At 60.0% G+C, this 20,121-nt stretch carries 20 protein-coding genes; 8 read left to right on the plus strand and 12 right to left on the minus strand.

Features of this window, described 5'->3' with window-relative positions; translation table 11 throughout:
* Positions 1 to 123 precede the first annotated feature (123 nt).
* Entirely contained in the window at positions 124 to 1,368 is a 1,245-nt protein-coding gene (gene rluB / locus E0F99_RS12725; protein ID WP_130908785.1) for a 23S rRNA pseudouridine(2605) synthase RluB, read from the plus strand.
* A gap of 186 nt (positions 1,369 to 1,554) precedes the next feature.
* On the opposite strand, the gene E0F99_RS12730 is transcribed toward rluB, so the two are convergent.
* Together E0F99_RS12730 and E0F99_RS30000 are read right to left on the minus strand one after the other, a co-directional pair.
* The gene (locus E0F99_RS12730) at positions 1,555 to 2,514 is read right to left on the minus strand and encodes a CgnE/CgnB domain-containing protein (RefSeq protein ID WP_083357038.1); all 960 of its coding nucleotides are present in this window, start codon (positions 2,512 to 2,514) and stop codon (positions 1,555 to 1,557) included.
* 74 nt (positions 2,515 to 2,588) lie between these two features.
* Entirely contained in the window at positions 2,589 to 2,726 is a 138-nt protein-coding gene (locus E0F99_RS30000; protein WP_003175756.1) for a hypothetical protein, read from the minus strand.
* A gap of 647 nt (positions 2,727 to 3,373) precedes the next feature.
* Between E0F99_RS30000 and E0F99_RS12735 the strand changes: the two genes are divergently transcribed.
* The 3 genes from E0F99_RS12735 (at position 3,374) to arfB (ending at position 6,011) form a co-directional block, all read left to right on the plus strand.
* Positions 3,374 to 4,795, plus strand: a complete 1,422-nt coding sequence (locus tag E0F99_RS12735) for an amino acid permease (RefSeq protein ID WP_083357039.1) — start codon at positions 3,374 to 3,376, stop codon at positions 4,793 to 4,795.
* Between the two features lie 106 nt (positions 4,796 to 4,901).
* Complete coding sequence (locus tag E0F99_RS12740) at positions 4,902 to 5,585, plus strand: pentapeptide repeat-containing protein (protein WP_083357040.1); 684 nt, start codon at positions 4,902 to 4,904, stop codon at positions 5,583 to 5,585.
* Between the two features lie 12 nt (positions 5,586 to 5,597).
* The gene (gene arfB / locus E0F99_RS12745; RefSeq protein ID WP_024077108.1) at positions 5,598 to 6,011 is read left to right on the plus strand and encodes an alternative ribosome rescue aminoacyl-tRNA hydrolase ArfB; all 414 of its coding nucleotides are present in this window, start codon (positions 5,598 to 5,600) and stop codon (positions 6,009 to 6,011) included.
* On the opposite strand, the gene E0F99_RS12750 is transcribed toward arfB, so the two are convergent.
* From E0F99_RS12750 to E0F99_RS12755, 3 genes are all read right to left on the minus strand, one after another.
* Entirely contained in the window at positions 6,008 to 7,204 is a 1,197-nt protein-coding gene (locus E0F99_RS12750; protein WP_083357041.1) for an MFS transporter, read from the minus strand. The two genes, arfB and E0F99_RS12750, sit on opposite strands and share 4 nt — an antisense overlap.
* A gap of 102 nt (positions 7,205 to 7,306) precedes the next feature.
* On the minus strand, positions 7,307 to 7,480 hold the full coding sequence (locus E0F99_RS30005; protein WP_165447614.1) for a hypothetical protein: 174 nt from the start codon (positions 7,478 to 7,480) through the stop codon (positions 7,307 to 7,309).
* Positions 7,481 to 7,856: 376 nt separating this feature from the next.
* Positions 7,857 to 8,168: an Mpo1-like protein gene (locus E0F99_RS12755; protein ID WP_083360368.1), complete on the minus strand. Its 312-nt coding sequence runs from the start codon at positions 8,166 to 8,168 to the stop codon at positions 7,857 to 7,859.
* A gap of 160 nt (positions 8,169 to 8,328) precedes the next feature.
* Here E0F99_RS12755 and E0F99_RS12760 point away from each other — a divergent pair, with 160 nt between their 5' ends.
* Positions 8,329 to 9,387, plus strand: a complete 1,059-nt coding sequence (locus tag E0F99_RS12760) for an AraC family transcriptional regulator (protein ID WP_083357043.1) — start codon at positions 8,329 to 8,331, stop codon at positions 9,385 to 9,387.
* On the opposite strand, the gene E0F99_RS12765 is transcribed toward E0F99_RS12760, so the two are convergent.
* The 7 genes from E0F99_RS12765 to E0F99_RS12795 form a co-directional block, all read right to left on the minus strand.
* The gene (locus tag E0F99_RS12765; RefSeq protein WP_083357044.1) at positions 9,344 to 10,798 is read right to left on the minus strand and encodes a TrkH family potassium uptake protein; all 1,455 of its coding nucleotides are present in this window, start codon (positions 10,796 to 10,798) and stop codon (positions 9,344 to 9,346) included. The genes E0F99_RS12760 and E0F99_RS12765 overlap by 44 nt on opposite strands.
* 263 nt (positions 10,799 to 11,061) lie before the next feature.
* Positions 11,062 to 12,405: an imelysin family protein gene (locus E0F99_RS12770; protein ID WP_083357045.1), complete on the minus strand. Its 1,344-nt coding sequence runs from the start codon at positions 12,403 to 12,405 to the stop codon at positions 11,062 to 11,064.
* A gap of 127 nt (positions 12,406 to 12,532) precedes the next feature.
* Positions 12,533 to 14,584 (minus strand): putative bifunctional diguanylate cyclase/phosphodiesterase, encoded by a 2,052-nt coding sequence (locus tag E0F99_RS12775; RefSeq protein WP_083357046.1) that lies wholly within the window; start codon positions 14,582 to 14,584, stop codon positions 12,533 to 12,535.
* Positions 14,585 to 14,783: 199 nt separating this feature from the next.
* Positions 14,784 to 15,023 (minus strand): hypothetical protein, encoded by a 240-nt coding sequence (locus E0F99_RS12780; RefSeq protein ID WP_130908786.1) that lies wholly within the window; start codon positions 15,021 to 15,023, stop codon positions 14,784 to 14,786.
* A 148-nt stretch (positions 15,024 to 15,171) separates the two neighbouring features.
* Positions 15,172 to 15,768 (minus strand): superoxide dismutase, encoded by a 597-nt coding sequence (locus tag E0F99_RS12785; RefSeq protein WP_083357047.1) that lies wholly within the window; start codon positions 15,766 to 15,768, stop codon positions 15,172 to 15,174.
* A gap of 178 nt (positions 15,769 to 15,946) precedes the next feature.
* A complete protein-coding gene (locus E0F99_RS12790; RefSeq protein ID WP_083357048.1) occupies positions 15,947 to 16,546 on the minus strand; it encodes a LysE/ArgO family amino acid transporter in 600 nt (199 codons plus the stop codon).
* Positions 16,547 to 16,551: 5 nt separating this feature from the next.
* On the minus strand, positions 16,552 to 16,953 hold the full coding sequence (locus E0F99_RS12795; protein WP_083357049.1) for an ACT domain-containing protein: 402 nt from the start codon (positions 16,951 to 16,953) through the stop codon (positions 16,552 to 16,554).
* 101 nt (positions 16,954 to 17,054) lie between these two features.
* On the opposite strand from E0F99_RS12795, the gene E0F99_RS12800 reads away from it, so the two are divergent.
* The 3 genes from E0F99_RS12800 to E0F99_RS12810 all read left to right on the plus strand — a co-directional run bounded on the left by E0F99_RS12800 (position 17,055) and on the right by E0F99_RS12810 (position 19,951).
* Positions 17,055 to 17,948 carry a LysR family transcriptional regulator ArgP gene (locus tag E0F99_RS12800; RefSeq protein ID WP_083357050.1) on the plus strand — a complete coding sequence of 298 codons (894 nt, stop codon included), beginning with the start codon at positions 17,055 to 17,057 and terminating at the stop codon, positions 17,946 to 17,948.
* 52 nt (positions 17,949 to 18,000) lie between these two features.
* Positions 18,001 to 18,999, plus strand: a complete 999-nt coding sequence (locus E0F99_RS12805; RefSeq protein WP_083357051.1) for an NAD-dependent epimerase/dehydratase family protein — start codon at positions 18,001 to 18,003, stop codon at positions 18,997 to 18,999.
* Between the two features lie 127 nt (positions 19,000 to 19,126).
* Positions 19,127 to 19,951, plus strand: a complete 825-nt coding sequence (locus tag E0F99_RS12810) for an ATPase (RefSeq protein WP_083357052.1) — start codon at positions 19,127 to 19,129, stop codon at positions 19,949 to 19,951.
* Positions 19,952 to 20,121: the final 170 nt, after the last annotated feature.

The following is a 20,121-nucleotide window of genomic DNA, read 5'->3' on the forward strand; positions in this document are numbered from 1 at the left end:
TCTGATGCGTAACGCGCGCCATGCGCGTATGATTCGCGACCCTTTGGCGACGTATTCGCCCAAAGCCCCGCTTTCAACACTCTTCAGGCCACGCCTGAATCGACCCACCGGGAGGTGCTTAAGATGAACGACCAAGACCAGAACGACAGCCAGGAAATCGGCCCAGCAGGCGAAAAACTGCAAAAGGTGCTGGCGCGTATCGGCGTGGGCTCGCGCCGCGACGTCGAAGCCTGGATCACCCAGAAGCGCATCAAGGTCAACGGCGTTGAAGCCACCCTTGGCCAGCGCGTTGACCTGCACGATGCAATCACCATTGATGGCAAGGTCATCAAGCGTGAAGAGGCCGCCGAATCGGTGCGCCGCGTGATCATGTACAACAAGCCTGACGGTGAGATCTGCACCCGTGACGACCCGGAAGGCCGTCCGACTGTGTTCGACAAGATGCCCAAGCCCAAAGAAGGCCGCTGGATCAACATCGGCCGTCTGGACATCAACACCACTGGCTTGCTGATGTTCACCACCGACGGTGAGCTGGCCAACCGCCTGATGCACCCGTCCTACGAAATGGACCGCGAATACGCTGTGCGTGTACGTGGCGAAGTCGATGACGAGATGATCGAGCGCTTGAAAGCCGGCGTAGTCCTTGAAGACGGCCCGGCCAAGTTCACCGACATCAAGCAGGCGCCAGGCGGCGAAGGTTTCAACCACTGGTACCACTGCGTGGTGATGGAAGGCCGTAACCGGGAAGTACGTCGCCTGTGGGAATCCCAGGGCCTGGTGGTCAGCCGCCTGAAACGCGTGCGTTTCGGTCCGGTGTTCTTGAACTCCGACTTGCCGATGGGCCGCTGGCGCGAAATGAGCCAGTACGAAGTCGACATCCTCAGCGCTGAAGTCGGCCTGACGCCGGTCGCTATGCCGCAGATGAACGCCAAGAGCAAAGACAAGCTTGAGCGTATGCAGCGTAAATCGTCGCGGCCTGTGGCGCGTACCGAACGTGTTGCCCGCACCCTGCGCCCAGCGCTGAATGCACCGGCCAGCGGTGGTCGTATCTCCCGTGAGCCGCACATCGAAGGTGAGCGTCGCCCAACCGCCCCGTCCCGCCAGGAAGGCGAGCGTGCACCGCGCACGCCGCGCCCTGCGCGTGGCGGTGAAGCGCCAAGCGGCGGTCGTGGCAACCGTGGCGAAAGCCGTGGTGCTCCGGCCTCCGATCGCCCAGCCGACAGCGCCAACACCAAGCTTCCAGCCAAGCCCGCACCGAAAAAGCGCCCAGGCCTGAAACTGGTCGCCGACGAACCATCGGGCAAGCGCCGTGGCGCCCCTGCGGGTTCCGGTCAGCGGCCTGGTTTTGGTCGCAAGAAGCCGCAGTGATGTAACGGCGGCACAAAAACGCCAACCTTAGGGTTGGCGTTTTTTTTGGTCTCAAATGTGCTGACCCAATCAACTGTGGGGCTTGCCTGCGAGGCAGACACCTCGGTCTGTCAGCCAGGCTGCGGTGATGCCATCGCAGGCAAGCCAGCTCCCGCAGTGGTCTTCGGTGTTTTTAGTCGTTGGGCTCTAAAATGCAAACGTCCCATCAAACACGGGCTTGTCATCCAGTGCCAACACCCCGCTGGCAAAGATCAAATCCAAGTGATGGCTGCCTTTCTGTCCGCCGCCCAAGCCCAGGTGCAAACCGCAATGGCGCTCCTCAAACCCGGCATTGCGTGCGTACAAATCCTTGACCCCTTCATTGGTGCCAATCCCCAGTTCCTCCACGCGGCGGTTGGACGGGTTGGCGTTCAGGTATTTGTTGAAGTCATCCGCCAGCCCTGGCACGTCGCTGGCCACGCTGCAAATCGTCGAGTTCTCGATCCACAGTTCCAACGGTGATTGCAGCACGCCGTATTTGCGCGCAAACGGGATGGTGCTCAGAAAGGTGCCAACGAACCGCACTTGGCCGTTGATGGCCTCGCTGTGGGTGGCGATCTCGCCCGGCGCCAGGTCGTGGTTGCCGATGCCGTTGATATTGGTCCACTTCTTGATGCTGCTCATCGGCGCTTGCAGGCGCGAGCCGTGCTTGTCGGTAAAGCTCAGCACGTTGGCCTGGGACATGCGCCGGATCAGCGTGGCGTTGAGGTCGGCGATGCGCTGCGGCTCGACGCTGAACGTGTCGTAAAAGTAGTCGCCGTAATCCTTGAACAGCAGTGACTTCTTCCAGTGCTCAGCCATCACGCCTTGCAGGGCGCGGATAAAGTCCGGGCCTTCGGCGCGTGGGTTGGGCAGGGTCGAGGAGTCGTAGAGAAACAGGTACAGGTCGCAGGCTTCGATGGCCTGGGCCAGGGTGTCGCTGGCGGCCAGGTCGAGGCGCTGCACCTGGAAATTAAAGCGGGCAGCGCTGCCGTGGGTGATCGCTTGGGCGATAGCGTCGTAGCGCTCGGTATGGCCCAGCAACACGGTAGGACGGCTCAGGCCGCTGAGGGCCGGGTGGTGCGCGAGGTAGTAGAGAAAGTGTTCGACGGCGCGGGCCTTGTCCATGACGGGTGTCCTTCTGTGCCTTGGGTAAGGGGGGCAAGTGCCGTGCACAGCACCTGCCGAGTGCCTGCCGGGTGTTAGAAAGGCCACATCGCGGTGCCAAATGGCACAACGGCATCGGCTTGCATCATTTCAACGGCGGCCTCATGGGTCGGCGCTTCAAACCAATCGTCAAGTTGCAGTTCGGTTTCCAGGTCGTTTTCCAGTGCTTGCATGGTGTATCTCCTAGAGGACGTTGTTTGATAACGGCTTGCCAGCGGGCTTCGCTGGGCAAGTGGAAGAACCTAGGCGAGAGTGTTTAGGAATGCAAAAAATTTATTGACACGGTTTCATTTGGATTTTTTCTTCTGTTTTTTCGTGGCTTATATTTTTCCAGAAAAAACAGCGAGCTGGCTGAACCGATTGATCAAAGTTTTTCTGCCGACAATTTTCTGGTGGGTGACTGATTGAGCTGTCTGTAACGCTGGTTTTACGCTGTGTAACGCATCATTTACGCTATGGCCCAGGCATTTCAGGTGCGTGTATCGCTGTAAGGAATCTCTGACAGATTGTCGCGGGCGGTCTGCAGAGGCGGCCCGAAGCTGTCGAGCGGTGTACAATGCGCCGCGTTTTACTGTGACCCCCCTTGCGTAACCACGCAAATGGCCAAGACCCAGGGTTTACCCACCCTGATTACTCCGCCCGACTACGAGCCGGACGGGTTCGATTTCGTCACAGATAAAAACAAACAGGTGACGCATGACCGTTAGAAAGACGCTGTACTCCTGGTGCCTGCGCTGGGGTTTGAGCGGCGCTGCTTGAGTCGACATTCAAGACAGCTACGTGCATTCAACATCATCAAACCTTGCGTGAGACCTTTTTCATGAGTGGACCCCATTCCTCTTCCGGCGAGCTGAAACGCGGCCTGAAAAATCGGCATATCCAGTTGATCGCCCTCGGTGGCGCCATCGGCACCGGCCTGTTTCTGGGCTCGGCCGGGGTGCTCAAATCTGCCGGCCCGTCGATGATTCTGGGCTATGCCATCTGCGGCTTTATCGCCTTCATGATCATGCGCCAACTCGGCGAAATGATCGTCGAAGAGCCGGTTGCCGGTTCCTTCAGTCATTTTGCCCACAAGTACTGGGGCGGTTTCGCCGGTTTTCTGTCGGGCTGGAACTGCTGGATCCTGTACATCCTGGTGGGCATGTCTGAGCTCACGGCTGTCGGCAAGTACGTACATTACTGGTGGCCGGAGATCCCGACCTGGGTCTCTGCGGCGGTATTCTTCGTACTGATCAACCTGATTAACCTGGCCAACGTCAAAGTTTTCGGCGAGGCCGAATTCTGGTTTGCCATTATCAAGGTGGTGGCCATCGTCGGCATGATCGCCCTGGGCAGCTATTTGCTGGCCAGCGGCAGCGGCGGTCCGCAAGCGTCGGTGAGCAACCTGTGGGACCACGGCGGCTTTTTCCCCCACGGCGTCGGCGGCTTGGTGATGGCCATGGCGATCATCATGTTCTCGTTCGGTGGCCTGGAAATGCTCGGCTTTACGGCGGCCGAAGCCGATCAGCCACGCACCGTGATCCCCAAGGCGATCAACCAGGTGATCTACCGCATCTTGATTTTCTACATCGGCGCACTGGTGGTGCTGTTGTCGCTGACGCCGTGGGACAGCCTGCTGGCAACCCTCAACGCGTCGGGCGATGCCTACAGCGGTAGCCCGTTCGTGCAGGTGTTCTCGATGCTAGGCAGCAACACCGCCGCGCACATCCTCAACTTCGTGGTACTGACTGCGGCGCTGTCGGTGTACAACAGCGGCACCTACTGCAACAGCCGCATGCTACTGGGCATGGCAGAGCAGGGTGACGCGCCCAAGGCCTTGGCGAAAATTGACAAGCGCGGCGTGCCAGTGCGCTCGATCCTTGCTTCAGCGGCGATCACCCTGGTGGCCGTGCTGATGAACTACCTGATCCCGCAACACGCGCTGGAACTGTTGATGTCGCTGGTCGTTGCCACGCTGGTGATCAACTGGGCGATGATCAGCTTCTCGCACTTCAAGTTCCGCCAGCACATGAACCGCACCGGCCAAGTGCCGTTGTTCAAGGCGCTGTGGTACCCGTACGGCAACATCCTCTGCGTGGCCTTCGTGGTGTTTATCCTGGGGACCATGTTGATGATCCCGGGCATTGACCGTTCGGTGTACGCAATCCCTGTGTGGGTGGCGTTCATGGGGCTGTGCTACTGGATCAAGAACAAGCGCAGCGCCGAAGCGGCGCTGACCGCGACGAGTGCGGCGTTGAAGTAAGCCGCATCGCATCCACAGAAAACCCGGCGCCTTGCCGGGTTTTTTGTGGGCGTCGACAGGGTAAACTCGCGACCTTGTTTTTATCGACCCTTGCCCCGGAGGCCTCATGCAGCACACCGACATCGACGGCGGCAGCTTGCAGCGCGATGCGCTGGAAGACTTGCTCGACCAGCACAGCGGGCCGTTGCGCCTGGTTGGCGTCGACTTGAGTGGCGCCGACCTGTCGCGCATGGTGCTGGACCACTGGGTGTTCGAGCGCTGCATCCTGGTCCAAACCTCGTTTCTGGGTTCGCGCCTTGAAGGCACTCAATGGACCAGTTGCCGCGCAGCCCACGCCATATTCGAGGCGGCGAACCTGTTGGAGGCGCAGTTCAACCGTTGCGACCTGAACAACACCCGTTGGCAGCGCAGCAAACTGTCCCAGGCCAGTTTTGCCCACTGCAAGTTGACCGGTGCCAACTTTACCCACTGTGCGTCGCTGGGGTTGAGCTTCAGCGAAACCCGGCTCAACAGTGCATTTTTGTCCGGGCTGTCGTTTGCCCGAACCGTGCTGAATAACTTGGATTTCTCCGACAGCGACTTGTCGGATGCTGACTTTCGCAAGGCCGAATTGATCGACTGCAGCCTTGCCCACGCCCGCATCAACGGCGCCAACTTTGCCGGTGCCGACTTGCGCGGTGCGGATTTGAGCGGTTTTCGCCTCAATGATGCCAAACTGTTCAAAGGCGCCGTGATTTCCAAAGCCCAGGCGTCGATGTTGTTATCCGAGTTGGGCTTGTCCGTTGCCTAAGGTTTTTCAGTGATGCTGGTCATTTCCAACAACGTGCAGCTGCCCGACGCCGAGATTGAGCTGACCGCCATTCGCGCCCAAGGCGCTGGTGGGCAAAACGTCAACAAGGTGTCGAGTGCGGTGCACCTGCGGTTTGATATTCCGGCGTCGTCGTTGCCGGACTTTTACAAGGAACGGCTGCTGGCACTGCGTGACAGCCGGATCACCAGCGAAGGTGTGCTGGTGCTCAAGGCCCAGCAATACCGGACGCAGGAGCAGAACCGCGCGGATGCGCTGGAGCGCTTGGTGGAGTTGATCCTCAGTGCCACCAAGGTCGAGAAGAAGCGCCGCCCGACCAAGCCCACCTTGGGCTCGAAAAAGCGCCGCCTCGAATCCAAGACCAAGCGCGGCAGCATCAAGGCCGGGCGCGGCAAGGTCGACTTCTAGGCGTCACGCGCCTCGCGTGCCTTGGGCGCTTGCCGGTACAGGTAGACGCTTAGCAGCAAGCCACCGGCGGCTGCCAGGGCGGCGAACAGGAAGATCGAGGCAAAGCCGAAGCCTGCCGCCACCGCACCCGCCAGTGGGCCGGTAATGCCCAGCGACAAATCGATAAACAGCGAATAAGCCCCCACCGCCGAACCACGGCTGGAGGCCGGCACCAGGTTGACCGCCTCCACCCCCAGCGCCGGAAACACCAGGGAAAAGCCAAACCCGCTTAACGCCGCGCCAGCCAGGGCCAGGTGAGCATCCGGTGCCAGCCACAGCAACAGCAGGCCGAGGATTTCCACCGACAAGCAGGCAATCGCCACGCGAAAGCCACCGATACGGTTGATCAAGCTGCCGAACAGCAGGCGTGCGCCGATAAAGCTGGCGCCGAATAGGCTCAGCGCCCACACCGCGTTGTCCCAATGCTGGGTGGTGTAATACAGGGTGATAAAAGTCGCGATGGTGCCAAAGCCAATCGAGCCCAGCGCCAAGGCGCAGCCGTGCGGCAACACGCGGCCCAGCACGTTCATGAACGGCAGGCGCACACCGGCCACAATCGGCGCCGCGACTTTGTTCCAGGCCAAGAGCACGCCCAGTACCGCCAGCAGAATGATGCTGACGCCCATGCTCCACAATCCAAAATGGCTGACCAGCACCACCCCAAGCGGTGCGCCGACGGCGAGTGCGCCGTAGCTGGCGATGCCATTCCAGGAGATGACCTTGGCTGTGTTGGCCGCGCCGACCCGGCCAATGCCCCAGCCGATGGCACCCGAGCCGACCAGGCTCTCGGCGCTGCCGAGTACCAGCCGCCCGATGAGCAGGCTGACCAGGCTGAAGGCCGGCAGGCTGGAAAACCACGCTGCCAGCAGCATGAACACGCCACTCAGGCCACAGCCCAACAAACCGATCAATACCGCGCGTTTGCTACCCAGGTTATCAATGATTTTGCCGGCATACGGGCGGCTCAGCAGTGTGGCCAGGTATTGCACGCTGATCACCAAGCCAGCAATCACCGCGCCATAGCCCAGTTCACTGTGTACATAACCTGGTAACACGGCCAAGGGAATGCCGATATTCAGGTAACCGATGAAGGTGAACAACACGATGGAAACGACTTGCAGCGTGACCGCCATGGGGCGCTGGGTATCTGGCATGGGAGTGGTCCACTGTCGCAGCAGGTAAAGATAGGCTGCTAATGATACCGGTGCTGGGGCCAGGCGGGGCGCCAACACAGCAAAAACTTCAGATCAAGCGCATCAGGAGATGGCGGGCGCCAGCATTTGTGTAGTCACCAGGGCGGCCAGGGCGTTTTCCTGGGTGCCGAAGCGCTTGAGCAGTAAAGCTTGTTTTTCGGGGCTGAGGCGGTTCCAGACGTCGATCATCTGCAAGGCAGCGTCGAGAACGGCGGCGTCGGGGAGGGTATCAGTCATGGCGGGCATCTCGGGTGATTCAGGCAGTGTGGAAAGCGCTCAATGGTACGCTTTCCACACGGTCTGGTACGGCGTCAGTCCTGGCGTTTGCTGTCGACTGGTTTTGCTTCTTTGGCGTCAGGCTTTTTGTTACTGGCCTGCTGGGGTGTTGGCTGCTCAGTTGGGTGCAGGCTTGGGAAGGGGAGATTAGGTATCTCGTGCATTGTCGTCGCTCCTCGCAAGGTCTGTTTTATCAATCTCAGGTAATTGCGCGCTCTCAAAAAGCCTTGGCAGGATACAGCACTAAAAATGACAAAAAGAATTTTATGTAGACGGATGTACGAATTTTCATTTTTTAAGCAAGTGACAAGAGGTCACAGGCCTGACGGCTTTCTTTTTAGAAAGGCACTTTGCCCAGAACCATGTCGCGGTACATCACAAAGTCGCCCAGCAAGCTGTAGAACGGGTGTTGAAAGGTCGCCGGGCGGTTCTTTTCGAAGAAGAAGTGGCCGATCCAGGCAAAGCTGTAGCCGGCGACCGGCACGGCCAGCAGCAAGCCCAGTGAACCTCTGCCGATGGCATACGCCAGAATGCCGATCACAAGCGTCGTGCCGATAAAGTGCAGACGCCGGCAGGTGCTGTTGCCATGCTCGCTCAGGTAGTAAGGGTAGAACTCGGCGAAGCTATTGAATTGTTTGATGTTTTCCACGTTGGCCGGCCCTTGGGTGGTTGTGCCGCCCAACAGATGTTCGGCGGGGAGCTTATTTGAGTCTAGAGTGATCAGTGGTAACAGCCAGTGACAATAGATGCCACTTTAGTATCCTTGGCTTCCTGGCTGCCGTTTAAGCCTGCTTTTTTAAGAAGACGCCATGAGCGAACGAACAACTTCTGCAAGCTGGGCGATGGGGATAGTCAAGGCGTTGGAAATGGACGGCCTGGACTGCCGTGTCTTGTTCAAACAGTTGGGTCTGGATTACGCCGCCCTCAGGGATCCTGACGCACGTTTTCCGCAGGACTCCATGACCCGGCTGTGGCAGCGGGCCGTGGAGCTGTCGGGTAACCCGGCGATTGGCTTGAACATGGGCAAGGTGGTGCGCCCGGCGTCGTTTCATGTGGCCGGTTATGCGCTGATGTCCAGCAACACCTTAGCCGAAGGCTTTATGCGCCTGGTGCGCTACCAGCGCATCATCGCCGAAAGTGCCGACCTGAGTTTCCGACTCTTACCCGAAGGCTATGCATTGATTCTGACAGTGCATGGTGATCACTTGCCGCCCACCCGGCAAAGCGCCGAAGCCTCGCTGGCCAGTGCCTTGGCTCTGTGCGGCTGGTTGACTGGGCGCACCCTGCAACCGCGCAAGGTGGTGTTGCAAGGTGAGCAACCGGCGGACCTGGCGCCTTACAAACAGGTCTTTCATGCCCCCCTGGAGTTCAATGCGCCCTATGACGCACTGATTTTCGAGCAAGCGGACATGGATGCGCCGCTGCCCACCGCGAACGAGGCCATGGCGCTGTTGCATGATCGGTTTGCCGGTGAATACCTCGCGCGGTTTTCCGAGAGCCGCGTGACCCATAAGGCGCGCCAGGTGCTGTGCCGTCTGCTGCCTCAGGGCGAACCCAAGCGCGAAGTGGTCGCCCAGACGTTGCACCTGTCCCAGCGCACCTTGCAGCGGCGTTTGCAGGAGGAGGGCACCAGTTTCCAAACGTTGCTCGACGACACCCGTCGCGAACTTGCCGAGCAATACTTGGCGCAGCCGGGCATGACCCTGCTGGAAATCGCCTACCTGTTGGGCTTTGCCGACCCGAGCAATTTCTTCCGCGCGTTTCGTCGTTGGTTCGACGCCACGCCTGGCGAATACCGGGCGCGGTTGCTGGACGCGTCGACTGTCAGTGCCGCCAAAACGCCGGAATGCACAGAACAAAGACTGTAATGATCTCCAGTCGCCCCAGCAGCATGCCAAATGACAAGATCCACTTGGCCGCATCCGGCAGGCTGGCGAAGTTGCCGGCCGGGCCGATGGTTTCGCCCAGGCCCGGGCCAACGCCCGACACAGTGCTGGCGGCGCCGGTCAGTGCGGTCATCCAGTCCAGCCCCAACAGCGAAAGGGCCAGGGCAATGGCGCAGATGGTGATGGCGAAGAAAAACGAAAAGGTCAGGATCGAGCGCACGATCTCTTCGTCGAGCCGGTGGCCGTTGTACTTTTGCTTGATCACGGCGCGCGGGTGAATCAGCTGGTTCAAGTTGGCCTTGAGCAGGATGTAGGCAACCTGGAAGCGAAATATCTTGATCCCGCCCGCCGTGGAGCCCGAGCAGCCGCCGACAAAGCCCAGATAGAAGAACAACATCAGTGAGAAGTTGCCCCAGATGCTGTAATCCCCCAGTGCAAAACCGGTGGTGGTCACCACGGACGTGACGTTCAGTGCCACGTGACGCAGCGCGTCCAACCAATGCAAATTGGTCGTCCACCAGTACCAGGTGCCGAGCACCAGCCAGGTCACCAGCAGCAAACCAAGCAGGCCTTGCACTTGCTGATCCTTGATCAGCGCCCGGCGGTTGCCGCGCAAGGTGGCGACGTACAGGGTGAACGGCAAGCTGCCGAGGATCATCACCACCACGGCGACCCAGTGCACCGCCGGTTGTTTCCAGTGGGCCAGGGATTCATCGGAAGTGGAAAAGCCCCCGGTGGAAATCGCCGACATCGCGTGGTTGATCGCGTCGAACAAGCCCATTCCGGCCCACCAGAACGCCAGGCTGCCGAGAATGGTGATGCCCACGTACGCGGCCACGATCAGGCGCGCCACCATGTGCGAGCGCGGCATGACCTTTTCCGAGCGGTCCGAGGATTCGGTCTGGAACAGGCGCATGCCACCAATGCGCAGCAGCGGCAGGATCGCCACCGCCATGCCGATAAAGCCGATGCCGCCGAGCCAGTGCAGCAGCGAGCGCCACATCAGGATGCCAGGGGACATGCTGTCCAGCCCGCTCAATACGGTAGAGCCGGTGGCGGTGATGCCGGACATGCTTTCGAAGAAGGAGTCGGTATAGCTGATGTGCTGGGTCAGCAAAAAGGGCAGCGCGGCGAAGATGCACACCACCAGCCAACTGCTGACCGTCAGCAGGTACATGTCCCGGGGGCGCAGATGCACGTGTTCGGGGCGGCCGGGGATGACCAGGGCCAGGCCTGCGAGAAAGGTGATCAGGCTGGCCCACAGAAACGAGGGCAGGTCGCCGGTGCGTTCGAAGAACACCAGGGTGGCCATCGGGATGACCATGGCGATCGCGAGGGTGATCAGGAAGATGCCGATGATGAAACCGATGATGCGTAGGGTCGGCAACGCCATGAAGTTTGCTCGGGTGCTGGAGGACAGGCGCCATTCTACCTGCGGTGCAGGGCATGTAAACCTGAAGCCTGAGGTCAATGAGGATCAACGGTGGCAACTGGCTTGCCTGGGATGGCGGTGTGCCATTCGCCAACTTAGCTGCCTGACCCACCGCTATCGCAGGCAAGCCAACGCCCACAGAGGTCTTTGGGCGGCGAGAGGGCGCATAAAAAAGGCGACCCGAAGGTCGCCTCATTCAACTCACCACTGCTCAGAATGCGAGATCAGAGCTCGTGATCAGCGTTATCCGGGTTCAAGTCGCTGATACCCAGCTTGCTTGCGGCCGTCTCGATCGATCCCGTCTGCTTGACCAACGCAGCGATGGCGTCACGCACGATCTGGTTGCCCGCATCATTACCCGCGGCGATCAATTGGTCGTAGTGCTCACCCTTGTTGGCGTGATCAACCATGACCTGGATCTTCGCTTCGGTGGCCGCAAGGTCAGCTTTCAACGCTGCATCAGCCGCCGGATCAGCTTTGGCCACCAGGGACGACAGGCTGGCGCCGGTCATTTTGTTGCCGTCTACACGGGTGTACTCGCCCAGGTAGACGTTACGAATCCCTTTGGCGTCGTAGAAGTGCGAGTTGTGGGTGTTGTCGCTGAAGCAATCCTGCTCGTCTTCCGGCGAGTTGGCTTCCAGGGAAACCTTCATGCGCTCACCGGCCAACTCGCCCAGGGACAGGCTGCCCATGCCGAACAACATTTTGCGCAGGCCGTCGGTAGCCGGTTCTGCTTCCAGGGTTGCGCGGTAGTTGTCTTCGACGTTGGGTTTCCAGTTGCCGACCATTTCTTCCAGGTCGCTGACCAGCAGTTGGGTCACCGCGCGCAGGTAAGTGCGACGGCGCTCGTTGTGGCCGCCAGTGGCGCCATCACCGGTCATGTAGTCGGAGGCAGGACGGTTGCCCGCGCCAGGGCCGGTGCCGTTGAGGTCTTGGCCCCACAGCAGGAACTCGATGGCGTGGTAGCCGGTGGCGACGTTGGCTTCGGAACCGCCCAGCTCATTGAGGCTGGCGAGTTTGTCCGGGGTGATTTCCTTGACGTCGACCTTGTCTTCGCCGACCTGGATCTGGGTGTTGGCGATGATGTTGGCGGTGGCGCCTGGGTTACCCAGGGCGTGCTCGTAGGATTTGTCGGTGTAGTCGATCAGGCCTTCGTCCAGGGGCCAGGCGTTCACTTGGCCTTCCCAGTCGTCGATGATGGTGTTGCCGAAACGGAACACTTCGCTCTGCAGGTACGGCACGCGCGCGGCCACCCAAGCGGTACGTGCCGCTTTCAGGGTTTGGTCGTCCGGGTTGGCGAGGAAAGTATCGATCGCGGTTTGCAGGGTCTTCGCCGTAGATTCGGCATCGCTGTACACCGCGAACACCATGTCAGCGTAGTGCGCGACCACGGCCTTGGCGGCTGCTTCGTCGACCTGGCCTACTGGGGTGGCAGCCGCTGGAGCGGCAGTGCTGGCAGTCGGGGTCGGCGCTTGAGGCGCGGCGGCCTTGTCTTTACCTTCGCCGCAACCGGCGAGAGAAATGGCAATGGCCAGCAGACTGGCGGTGGCCAGGGGCATACGAATCATGGCGAACATCCTGCTTCGGTTGTTGATAGGGCGCTCGGGGGAGCGCAAAAGCTGCGACATAATGCGAAGGATTTGCATTCTGTGTAAAGGGTTATACGCGGGAAATATTTAGTATCGTTTTGTTATTTCAGAGAATCGCTGCGTTATTGCGCTCGGACTGTTTCAGGTAAGCGGCCAACTCTCGGGCCGGCAATGGTTTGCTGTAGTGGTAACCCTGACCTTCGTGGCAGCCCTCGGAAATGATGTAGGCCTCTTGCTCGGCGGTTTCCACGCCTTCGGCGATCACCTGCATGCCCAGGCTTTTGCCCAGTTGGATGATGGCGCGCACAATGGTTGCATCGTCGTCGTCATCGAGCAGGTCCTGGACGAAGCTCTTGTCGATCTTGATCTTGTCCAGCGGCAGGCTTTTGAGGTAGCTCAAGGATGAATAGCCGGTGCCGAAGTCATCAATCGCGATCAGTGCCCCGGAACGCCGCAGGCTCAGTAGGTGCTGGGCGGCGGTGCTGATGTCTTCCATCAGGCCGGTTTCGGTCACTTCCAGTTCAAGGCTGCGCGGCGGCAGGCGGTAGATCTGCATCAGGTTGTTGACCACCCGTGGCAGCTCGGTGTGGTGCAACTGCACGGTGGACAGGTTGACCGCCATGCGCAGCGTGGTGAAGCCCAGGTCATGCCATTCGCGCAATTGCCGGCAGGCCTGGTCCAGCACCCATTCGCCAATCGGAATAATCGTGCCGTTCTGTTCTGCCAGTGGGATGAACAAGTCGGGCGGCACCAGGCCGTGCTCCGGGTGTTGCCAGCGGATCAGCGCTTCGACGCCGACCACCCGGTGGTCGCGGTAGCTGATCTGCGGCTGGTACACCAAGTGGAACTGGTCACGGCTGAGGGCATCGCGCAAGTCTTTTTCCAGTTCGCGGCGCCGGCGCATTTCACTGTCGACGCTGGCGATATAGAACTGATAGCGGTTGCGCGAACGGCTCTTGGCCAAGGTCATGGTTTGTTCGGCTTTTTGCAGCAGCTTCTCGGTGCTGTCGCCGTCTTCGGGGAACAGGGTGATGCCAATGGTTGCGCGCAGGCGAATCTGCTCGTGCTCAAAGGCGAATTCGGCTTCCAGGTCGTCCAGGATGCTTTGCGCCAGTTCGGCGGCTTCGTAAGGTTGGTCAATGTCGGCCTGCACCAGCGCAAACTGGTCGCCGCCCAACCTCGCCAAGGCGCCGAGGCGACCGCTGTGGGCTCGCAGACGGTCGGCCAGGGCCAGCAGCAATTTGTCGCCGGCCTGGTAGGTGAACTGTTCGTTGACGCTTTTGAAGTCATCGAGCCCCACGCACAACACCGCAACGCGACGTTGGCGGCGGCCGGCGTCGGTGAGGATCTTGTCCAGTTGCTCCTGCAACTTCTGGCGGTTGGGCAGGCCGGTGAGAAAGTCGTACTGGGCCATGCGCAGCAGGCTGGACTCGGCCTCGTGGCGCAAGTGGGTGTTGCGCTCGATGGATTCAAGCAGTTGGTTGGCGGTGTTGATCCACAGCCCCAGCTCGTTGTGTTCGTGGCCTTTGAGCTGGGGAATTTTGTGTTCGCTGGGGCGGTCTGGGTTGATTGAGGTCAGGTGCTCGATAATCCGCGACAACGGCTTGGTCAGCAGCCAGTGATAAACCAGGTACAACACCAGGCCCATGGCCAGGGCACGCAACACACCGGAAATAAAGATGATCACCGAGCTGACCAGAAAGCCTTTGCCATAAGTGGCCGTGTCGAGGGTGATGCGCAGGTCGCCGTAATACTCGCTGTAGGGGCCTTTGCCGACCAATGAAGTAGTGAAGGTGCGTTCCCGGCCAAGAATCAGGTCGGTCAGCCAGCGGGTGGGCGATTGCTGCAGCGCGCGGGTTTTTTCCGCGAGCATGGTTTCGTTGGGGTGGCCGATGGAGGCCATGCGCACGGCTTCGTCTTGAAACAAGCCTTCGATCACCTGCATACCCATCTCGCGGTCCAGGCTGTACACGGCCTGGGTCGAGGGGTCGCGAAACATGTCGAGGATGCGCTGGGCATCACCGGCCACGGCCTGGCGTGTCTTGTAGGCATCGAACACGATTTGCGCCGCGCTCAGCGCCACGCCCACGATCAATGCCGACAGCAGCACAACCCGTAGCAACTTCACCGACAAGCTGTTTTTGAGTTCCAGCTTCAAAGGGGCATTCCTTGTTCCGTGCGGGTGGCCTCAATATGCCATGAGTATTGGCAATCTGGTGATGGCAGTCAAAGGAACATTAGGGCATCGGCGGGTTTGACGGGGAACTTGAGGGGGCGCTGTGGCGAGGCGGACAGGTATCCGCCTGCCTCAGACAGGTCCATGGGCGCAGGAGGTGCGCAGGGAGCTGACACTGTTTTTAAGAGAAGTTGATGTTCACTTTGTTGCTTGTCGATTCGCTGTTCGAAAAATTCACACGTTCCTTGCTCTGCATAGCTTCATGCGCGATCTTGTGTTGATCACCGCCACCCTCTTTATTGCCCGATTGCGATTTGACCATTTGAGTGGCCATTTTGGCGATCTCGGTGCCCATTTTTAATACTTCGCCAACGAGACCTACAGCTGGGCCCGCGAGACCGGCTATTGCTCCAATGCTCATGTAATATCTCCGACAGGTAAGAGAGGCAAATTCCTCACACTGACTGCGTGGCATGATCGGCGCATTGAGTTCCAACGACTTGACCACAATTCATTGCCCACAAAAAAGCCCGGCATTATGGCCGGGCTCTTCTTACTGCAAGCAGTACTTACGCAGTGAAGGTCTTACCTTCGAACTGCTCAGCCACGAACTTCCAGTTGACCAGGTTCCAGAACGCTTCCACGTACTTCGGACGCACGTTGCGGTAGTCGATGTAGTAAGCGTGTTCCCAGACGTCGCAGGTCAGCAGCGGGGTGTCGCCGCTGGTCAGCGGGTTGCCGGCGCCGATGGTGCTGGCCAGGGCCAGGGAACCGTCAGCCTTTTTCACCAGCCAGCCCCAACCGGAACCGAAGGTGCCGACGGACGTCTTGGTGAATTCTTCTTTGAACTTGTCGAAAGAACCGAACGCTGCGTTGATGGCATCGCCAAGTGCGCCGCTTGGTTGGCCGCCGGCGTTTGGCGCCAGGCAGTTCCAGTAGAAAGTGTGGTTCCAGACCTGAGCGGCGTTGTTGAAGATGCCGCCCGAAGAAGACTTGACGATTTCTTCCAGGGTCTTGCCTTCGAACTCGGTGCCTGGCACCAGGTTGTTCAGGTTCACGACATAGGTGTTGTGGTGCTTGTCGTGGTGGTATTCCAAGGTTTCCTTGGAGATGTGCGGCTGCAGGGCATCGTGTGCGTAGGGCAGCGGCGGCAATTCGAAAGCCATGATGATTCTCCTAATCAGGTCAGTTGCGGTGAGCGCAAGGCCGATCACGGGCGGCCAAACAAGCGCCGGGGAGTTTGTACTCTTTGCGGCGCAGGGTCCGGATCATAGCACCGGGGGTGTGGCAAAACCACGCAACAACTGTGTGGGATAGAGGTTCCAGAGCGTTTTGGAATATTCATCAGGCGCTGATCAATTGATAGGCCACACTGAACATCATCGCCGCGACCAAACAGTCCAACAGCCGCCAGGTCGCGGGGCGTGCCAGCCAGGGCGCCAACCACGCGGCGCCCAAGGCCAGGGTGGCGAACCACAGGAACGAGGCGCTGGCAGCACCGGCCACGTAGGCGCCGGGTTCAGTTTGTTGAGCGCCTAAAGAGCCAATCAGCAAGACAGTGTCCAAATACACATGCGGATTGAGCAACGTCACCGCCAGGGCACTGAGTAACACCGCGCGTAGGGAGCGCACCTTGAGGTTTTCGCCTTGAGCCAGGCTTTGCTTGGAGAACGCCCGGCGCAGCGCCAAGGTGCCATACCACAATAGGAACGCCGCGCCGCCCCAACGGGCAATCGCCAGCAGCAGCGGGTTTTGTGCCAGCACCGTGGCCAGGCCGAATACGCCGGCAGCCACCAAAATCGCATCACACACGATGCACAGCGCCGCCACCGGCAGATGGTGTTCGCGGCGCAGGCTTTGCGCCAGTACAAACGCATTCTGGGTGCCGATCGCCATGATCAGCCCGAGGGCCACCAGCAGCCCATTCACGTAGCTTTGCCACATAACTGTTACTCCGCGTTGGCTGCCAATTGGCGCAATACATCCAGGGCCCGTTCAGCATCGCTGCGGCCGACAAACAGGTGGTCGTGGTAGTAACCGGCGATCACGTTGCAACTGATGCCGGCCTTGCCCAGTGCACCGGCGAAGGCGGCGGTCAAACCCACGGCTTCCAGGGCAGAGTGCACATTCAGGGTGATCCACGCGGCGATGTAGTCAAAAGCCAGCCCGGCTTGCTCGGCTTGTTGGCGCTCCAGGATCAGCGTCAGCCCCTCCCGTTCGCGAAAGCTGCCGATAACGTCGCAGCCTTCGGGGATACGGTTGTCGGGCAGGGTACAGAACACATAATCGCCATCATTGAGCTGTGGGCTCATGCTGCGCAGCAGGGTTGCCAGGGCGGTTTCGCCAGCCATGTGAAGTTTCCTTAAATAGACAGAGACGCAATGCTGGTCATTCTCATGGGCTACGCTGTATAAGAAAAACAAATATTGCTGATCGCTCATTAGAGAAACTGATGTTCGACTATAAATTGCTTTCCGCCCTGGCGGCGGTGGTGGAACAGGCCGGCTTCGAGCGCGGCGCTCAAGTGCTGGGCCTGTCGCAGTCGGCGATCTCCCAGCGCATCAAGGTGCTCGAGGCGCGAGTCGGCCAGCCGGTACTGGTGCGCGCCACACCGCCGACACCCACCGAAATCGGTCGGCGCCTGCTCAACCATGTGCAACAGGTGCGCTTGCTCGAGCGCGACCTGCAAAGCCAGGTGCCGGCGCTGGACGAGGAGGGCATGCCCGAGCGCCTGCGTATTGCACTGAATGCTGACAGCCTCGCCACCTGGTGGGCCGAGGCTGTCAGCGACTTTTGCGCCGAGCAGCATTTGCTGCTGGACTTGGTGGTGGAAGACCAGACCGTCGGCCTCAAACGCATGCGCGCCGGTGAAGTGGCGGCCTGTATCTGTGCCAGCGAGCGGCCCGTGGCGGGCGCACGTAGCCTGCTACTCGGCGCGATGCGCTACCGAGCGCTGGCTAGCCCAGCTTTTATTGCACGGCATTTCCCCGAGGGCGTGCGCGCCGATCAACTGGCGCGAACACCGGCGCTGGTGTTCGGCCCGGATGATTTCCTGCAACACCGTTACCTGGCTTCCTTGGGCGTGGATGGCGGTTTCGAGCACCATTTATGCCCTTCGTCCGAAGGCTTTATCCGTTTGACCGAAGCCGGCCTGGGCTGGGGCCTGGTGCCTGAATTACAGGTGCGTGACCAACTGCAAACCGGCGTATTGGTCGAGTTGTTGCCAGATAAGCCCATCGATGTACCGTTGTACTGGCATCATTGGCGCAGTGGCGGGCAGCTGTTAGGCCTGTTGACCGACCATCTGGCCCAGGCCTGTGGCCAATGGTTGGTGCCGTTGGAGTGATGGCGGGCGTCAAGGCAACAGCGATGAAAAACGAAAGAACATGGGGTAATACATGAAGATTCTGGTCACCGGCGCAAGCGGCTTCATCGGCGGGCGCTTTGCGCGTTTCGCCTTGGAGCAAGGCCTGGACGTGCGGGTCAACGGGCGGCGCGCCGAAGGTGTGGAGCACCTGGTACGGCGCGGCGCCGAGTTTATCCAGGGTGATTTGAACGACGCCGATCTGGTGCGTCACCTGTGCCGCGATGTTGAAGCCGTGGTGCATTGCGCCGGCGCCGTCGGGTTGTGGGGCAAGTATCAGGACTTCCATCAAGGCAATGTGCTGGTCACCGAGAACGTCGTCGAAGCCTGTCTCAAGCAGCGCGTCGGGCGCCTGGTGCATCTGTCGTCGCCGTCGATTTACTTCGATGGGCGCGATCACTTGGGGCTGACAGAAGAGCAAGTGCCCAAGCGCTTCAAGCATCCTTACGCGGCCACCAAGTACCTGGCGGAGCAAAAGGTGTTCGGTGCCCAGGAGTTCGGCCTTGAAGTGCTGGCCTTGCGCCCGCGCTTTGTCACCGGTGCCGGTGATATGAGCCTCTTCCCGCGCCTGTTGAAAATGCAGCGCAAGAACCGCCTCGCCATCGTCGGCGACGGCCTGAACAAAGTCGATTTCACCAGTGTGCACAACCTCAACGAAGCCTTGCTCAGCAGTTTGCTGGCGACCGGCTCGGCACTGGGCAAAGCCTACAACATCAGCAATGGCACGCCGGTGCCGGTATGGGATGTGGTGAACTACGTGATGCGCCAGATGGACATGCCTCAAGTCACGCGTTATCGGTCTTACGGTTTGTCCTACAGCGTAGCGGCGTTGAACGAGGCATTCTGCGCGATGTGGCCGGGGCGCCCGGAGCCGGCGATGTCACGGTTGGGCATGCAGGTGATGAACAAAGATTTCACCCTCGACATCAGTCGGGCGAGGCATTATCTCGACTACGAGCCCAAGGTCAGCCTGTGGGCCGCCCTCGATGAGTTTTGCGCTTGGTGGAAAGCCCAGGATCCGGGGCGCCAGTAAGCTCACACCCGGCAACACTTCGGGAACCGAATGGGCGGTTCCGGGTCGATCAGTGCGGCGCAAGCGCGGTTTATACTCGTGCTGCTCGGCTTTTCAGGCAGCCATCTCACCGATTCAGGGTTGATTCATGCGTAACGATGCTAAAGACGACTTCGACAACGTTCCCAGCCTGCGGGCCGACATCGGGGACGACGATGATTTCGAACCGAGTCCCGCCACGTCGGTGCGCTCGCGCAATCCGAAGGTGGTCAAGGTCAAGAGCGCCAGCACTGGCCCGCTGTGGGCCTTGGTCGGCGCGCTGCTGATCGCCTTTGCGGGCCTTGCCTGGTGGAGCTTTCAGCAGATCTCGCTGATGGGCCAGCAATTGGTCGCCACCCAGGAAAGCTTTGCGCGCATCAGCGAAGAGGCGGCAGGGCGCCTGCAGGATATTTCCGGCAAGGTGGTGGCCAGCCAAGCCAGAGTGAACAATGGCAGCGAAGCGCTCAAGTTGCAGATCAAACAGTTGGAAGCGCAGTTGCAGGAGCAAGGCAAGCAGCAAGTCGGTGTTGCTGGCCAGGCCTCCGAGCTTGACCAGCGCCTGGCGCAAATGACCGCCAGCACCAGCGACCTGTCGAGCGCGAACGCCAAGTTGCAGGGCCAGGTGCAGGCGCTGACCGACGCGGTGGCCAGCCTCAAAGCGGCGCAAGGTGAAGTTAAGGACCTGTCTGCCGACGTGGCCGCCCTGAAGAAACAGGGCAACCCGAGCGCGGCCATTGCCCGACTGGAACAGGACCTGGTGGTGCTCAAGAGCGCGCAGGACAATCAGCCGACTAACAGCGATGCGCCGACCAACAAAGAGTTCGACGTGTTCCGCATCCAGACCACACGCAACATCACCACCTTGCAGAGCCAGGTGCAGAACCTGCAGCACCAGCTCAACGCGCCAGCGAAGATCAGGCCTCTGGGCCAGTGATAGCGCTAGAGATCAGTCGGGTGTGAACGGGGGGCAAATGTGGGAGCGGGCTTGCTCCCACATTAGAGGGCGCCCACCCGTAAAATGTAGATCGCTTGCCTGATTGTCACCGATTGGTGACATTTCCTTTCCCCTTCGTTACTTGCCCTGATCCCACCCTTGTTTAGACT

Source organism: Pseudomonas antarctica (assembly GCF_900624995.1).
Classification (GTDB): Bacteria; Pseudomonadota; Gammaproteobacteria; order Pseudomonadales; family Pseudomonadaceae; genus Aquipseudomonas; species Aquipseudomonas antarctica.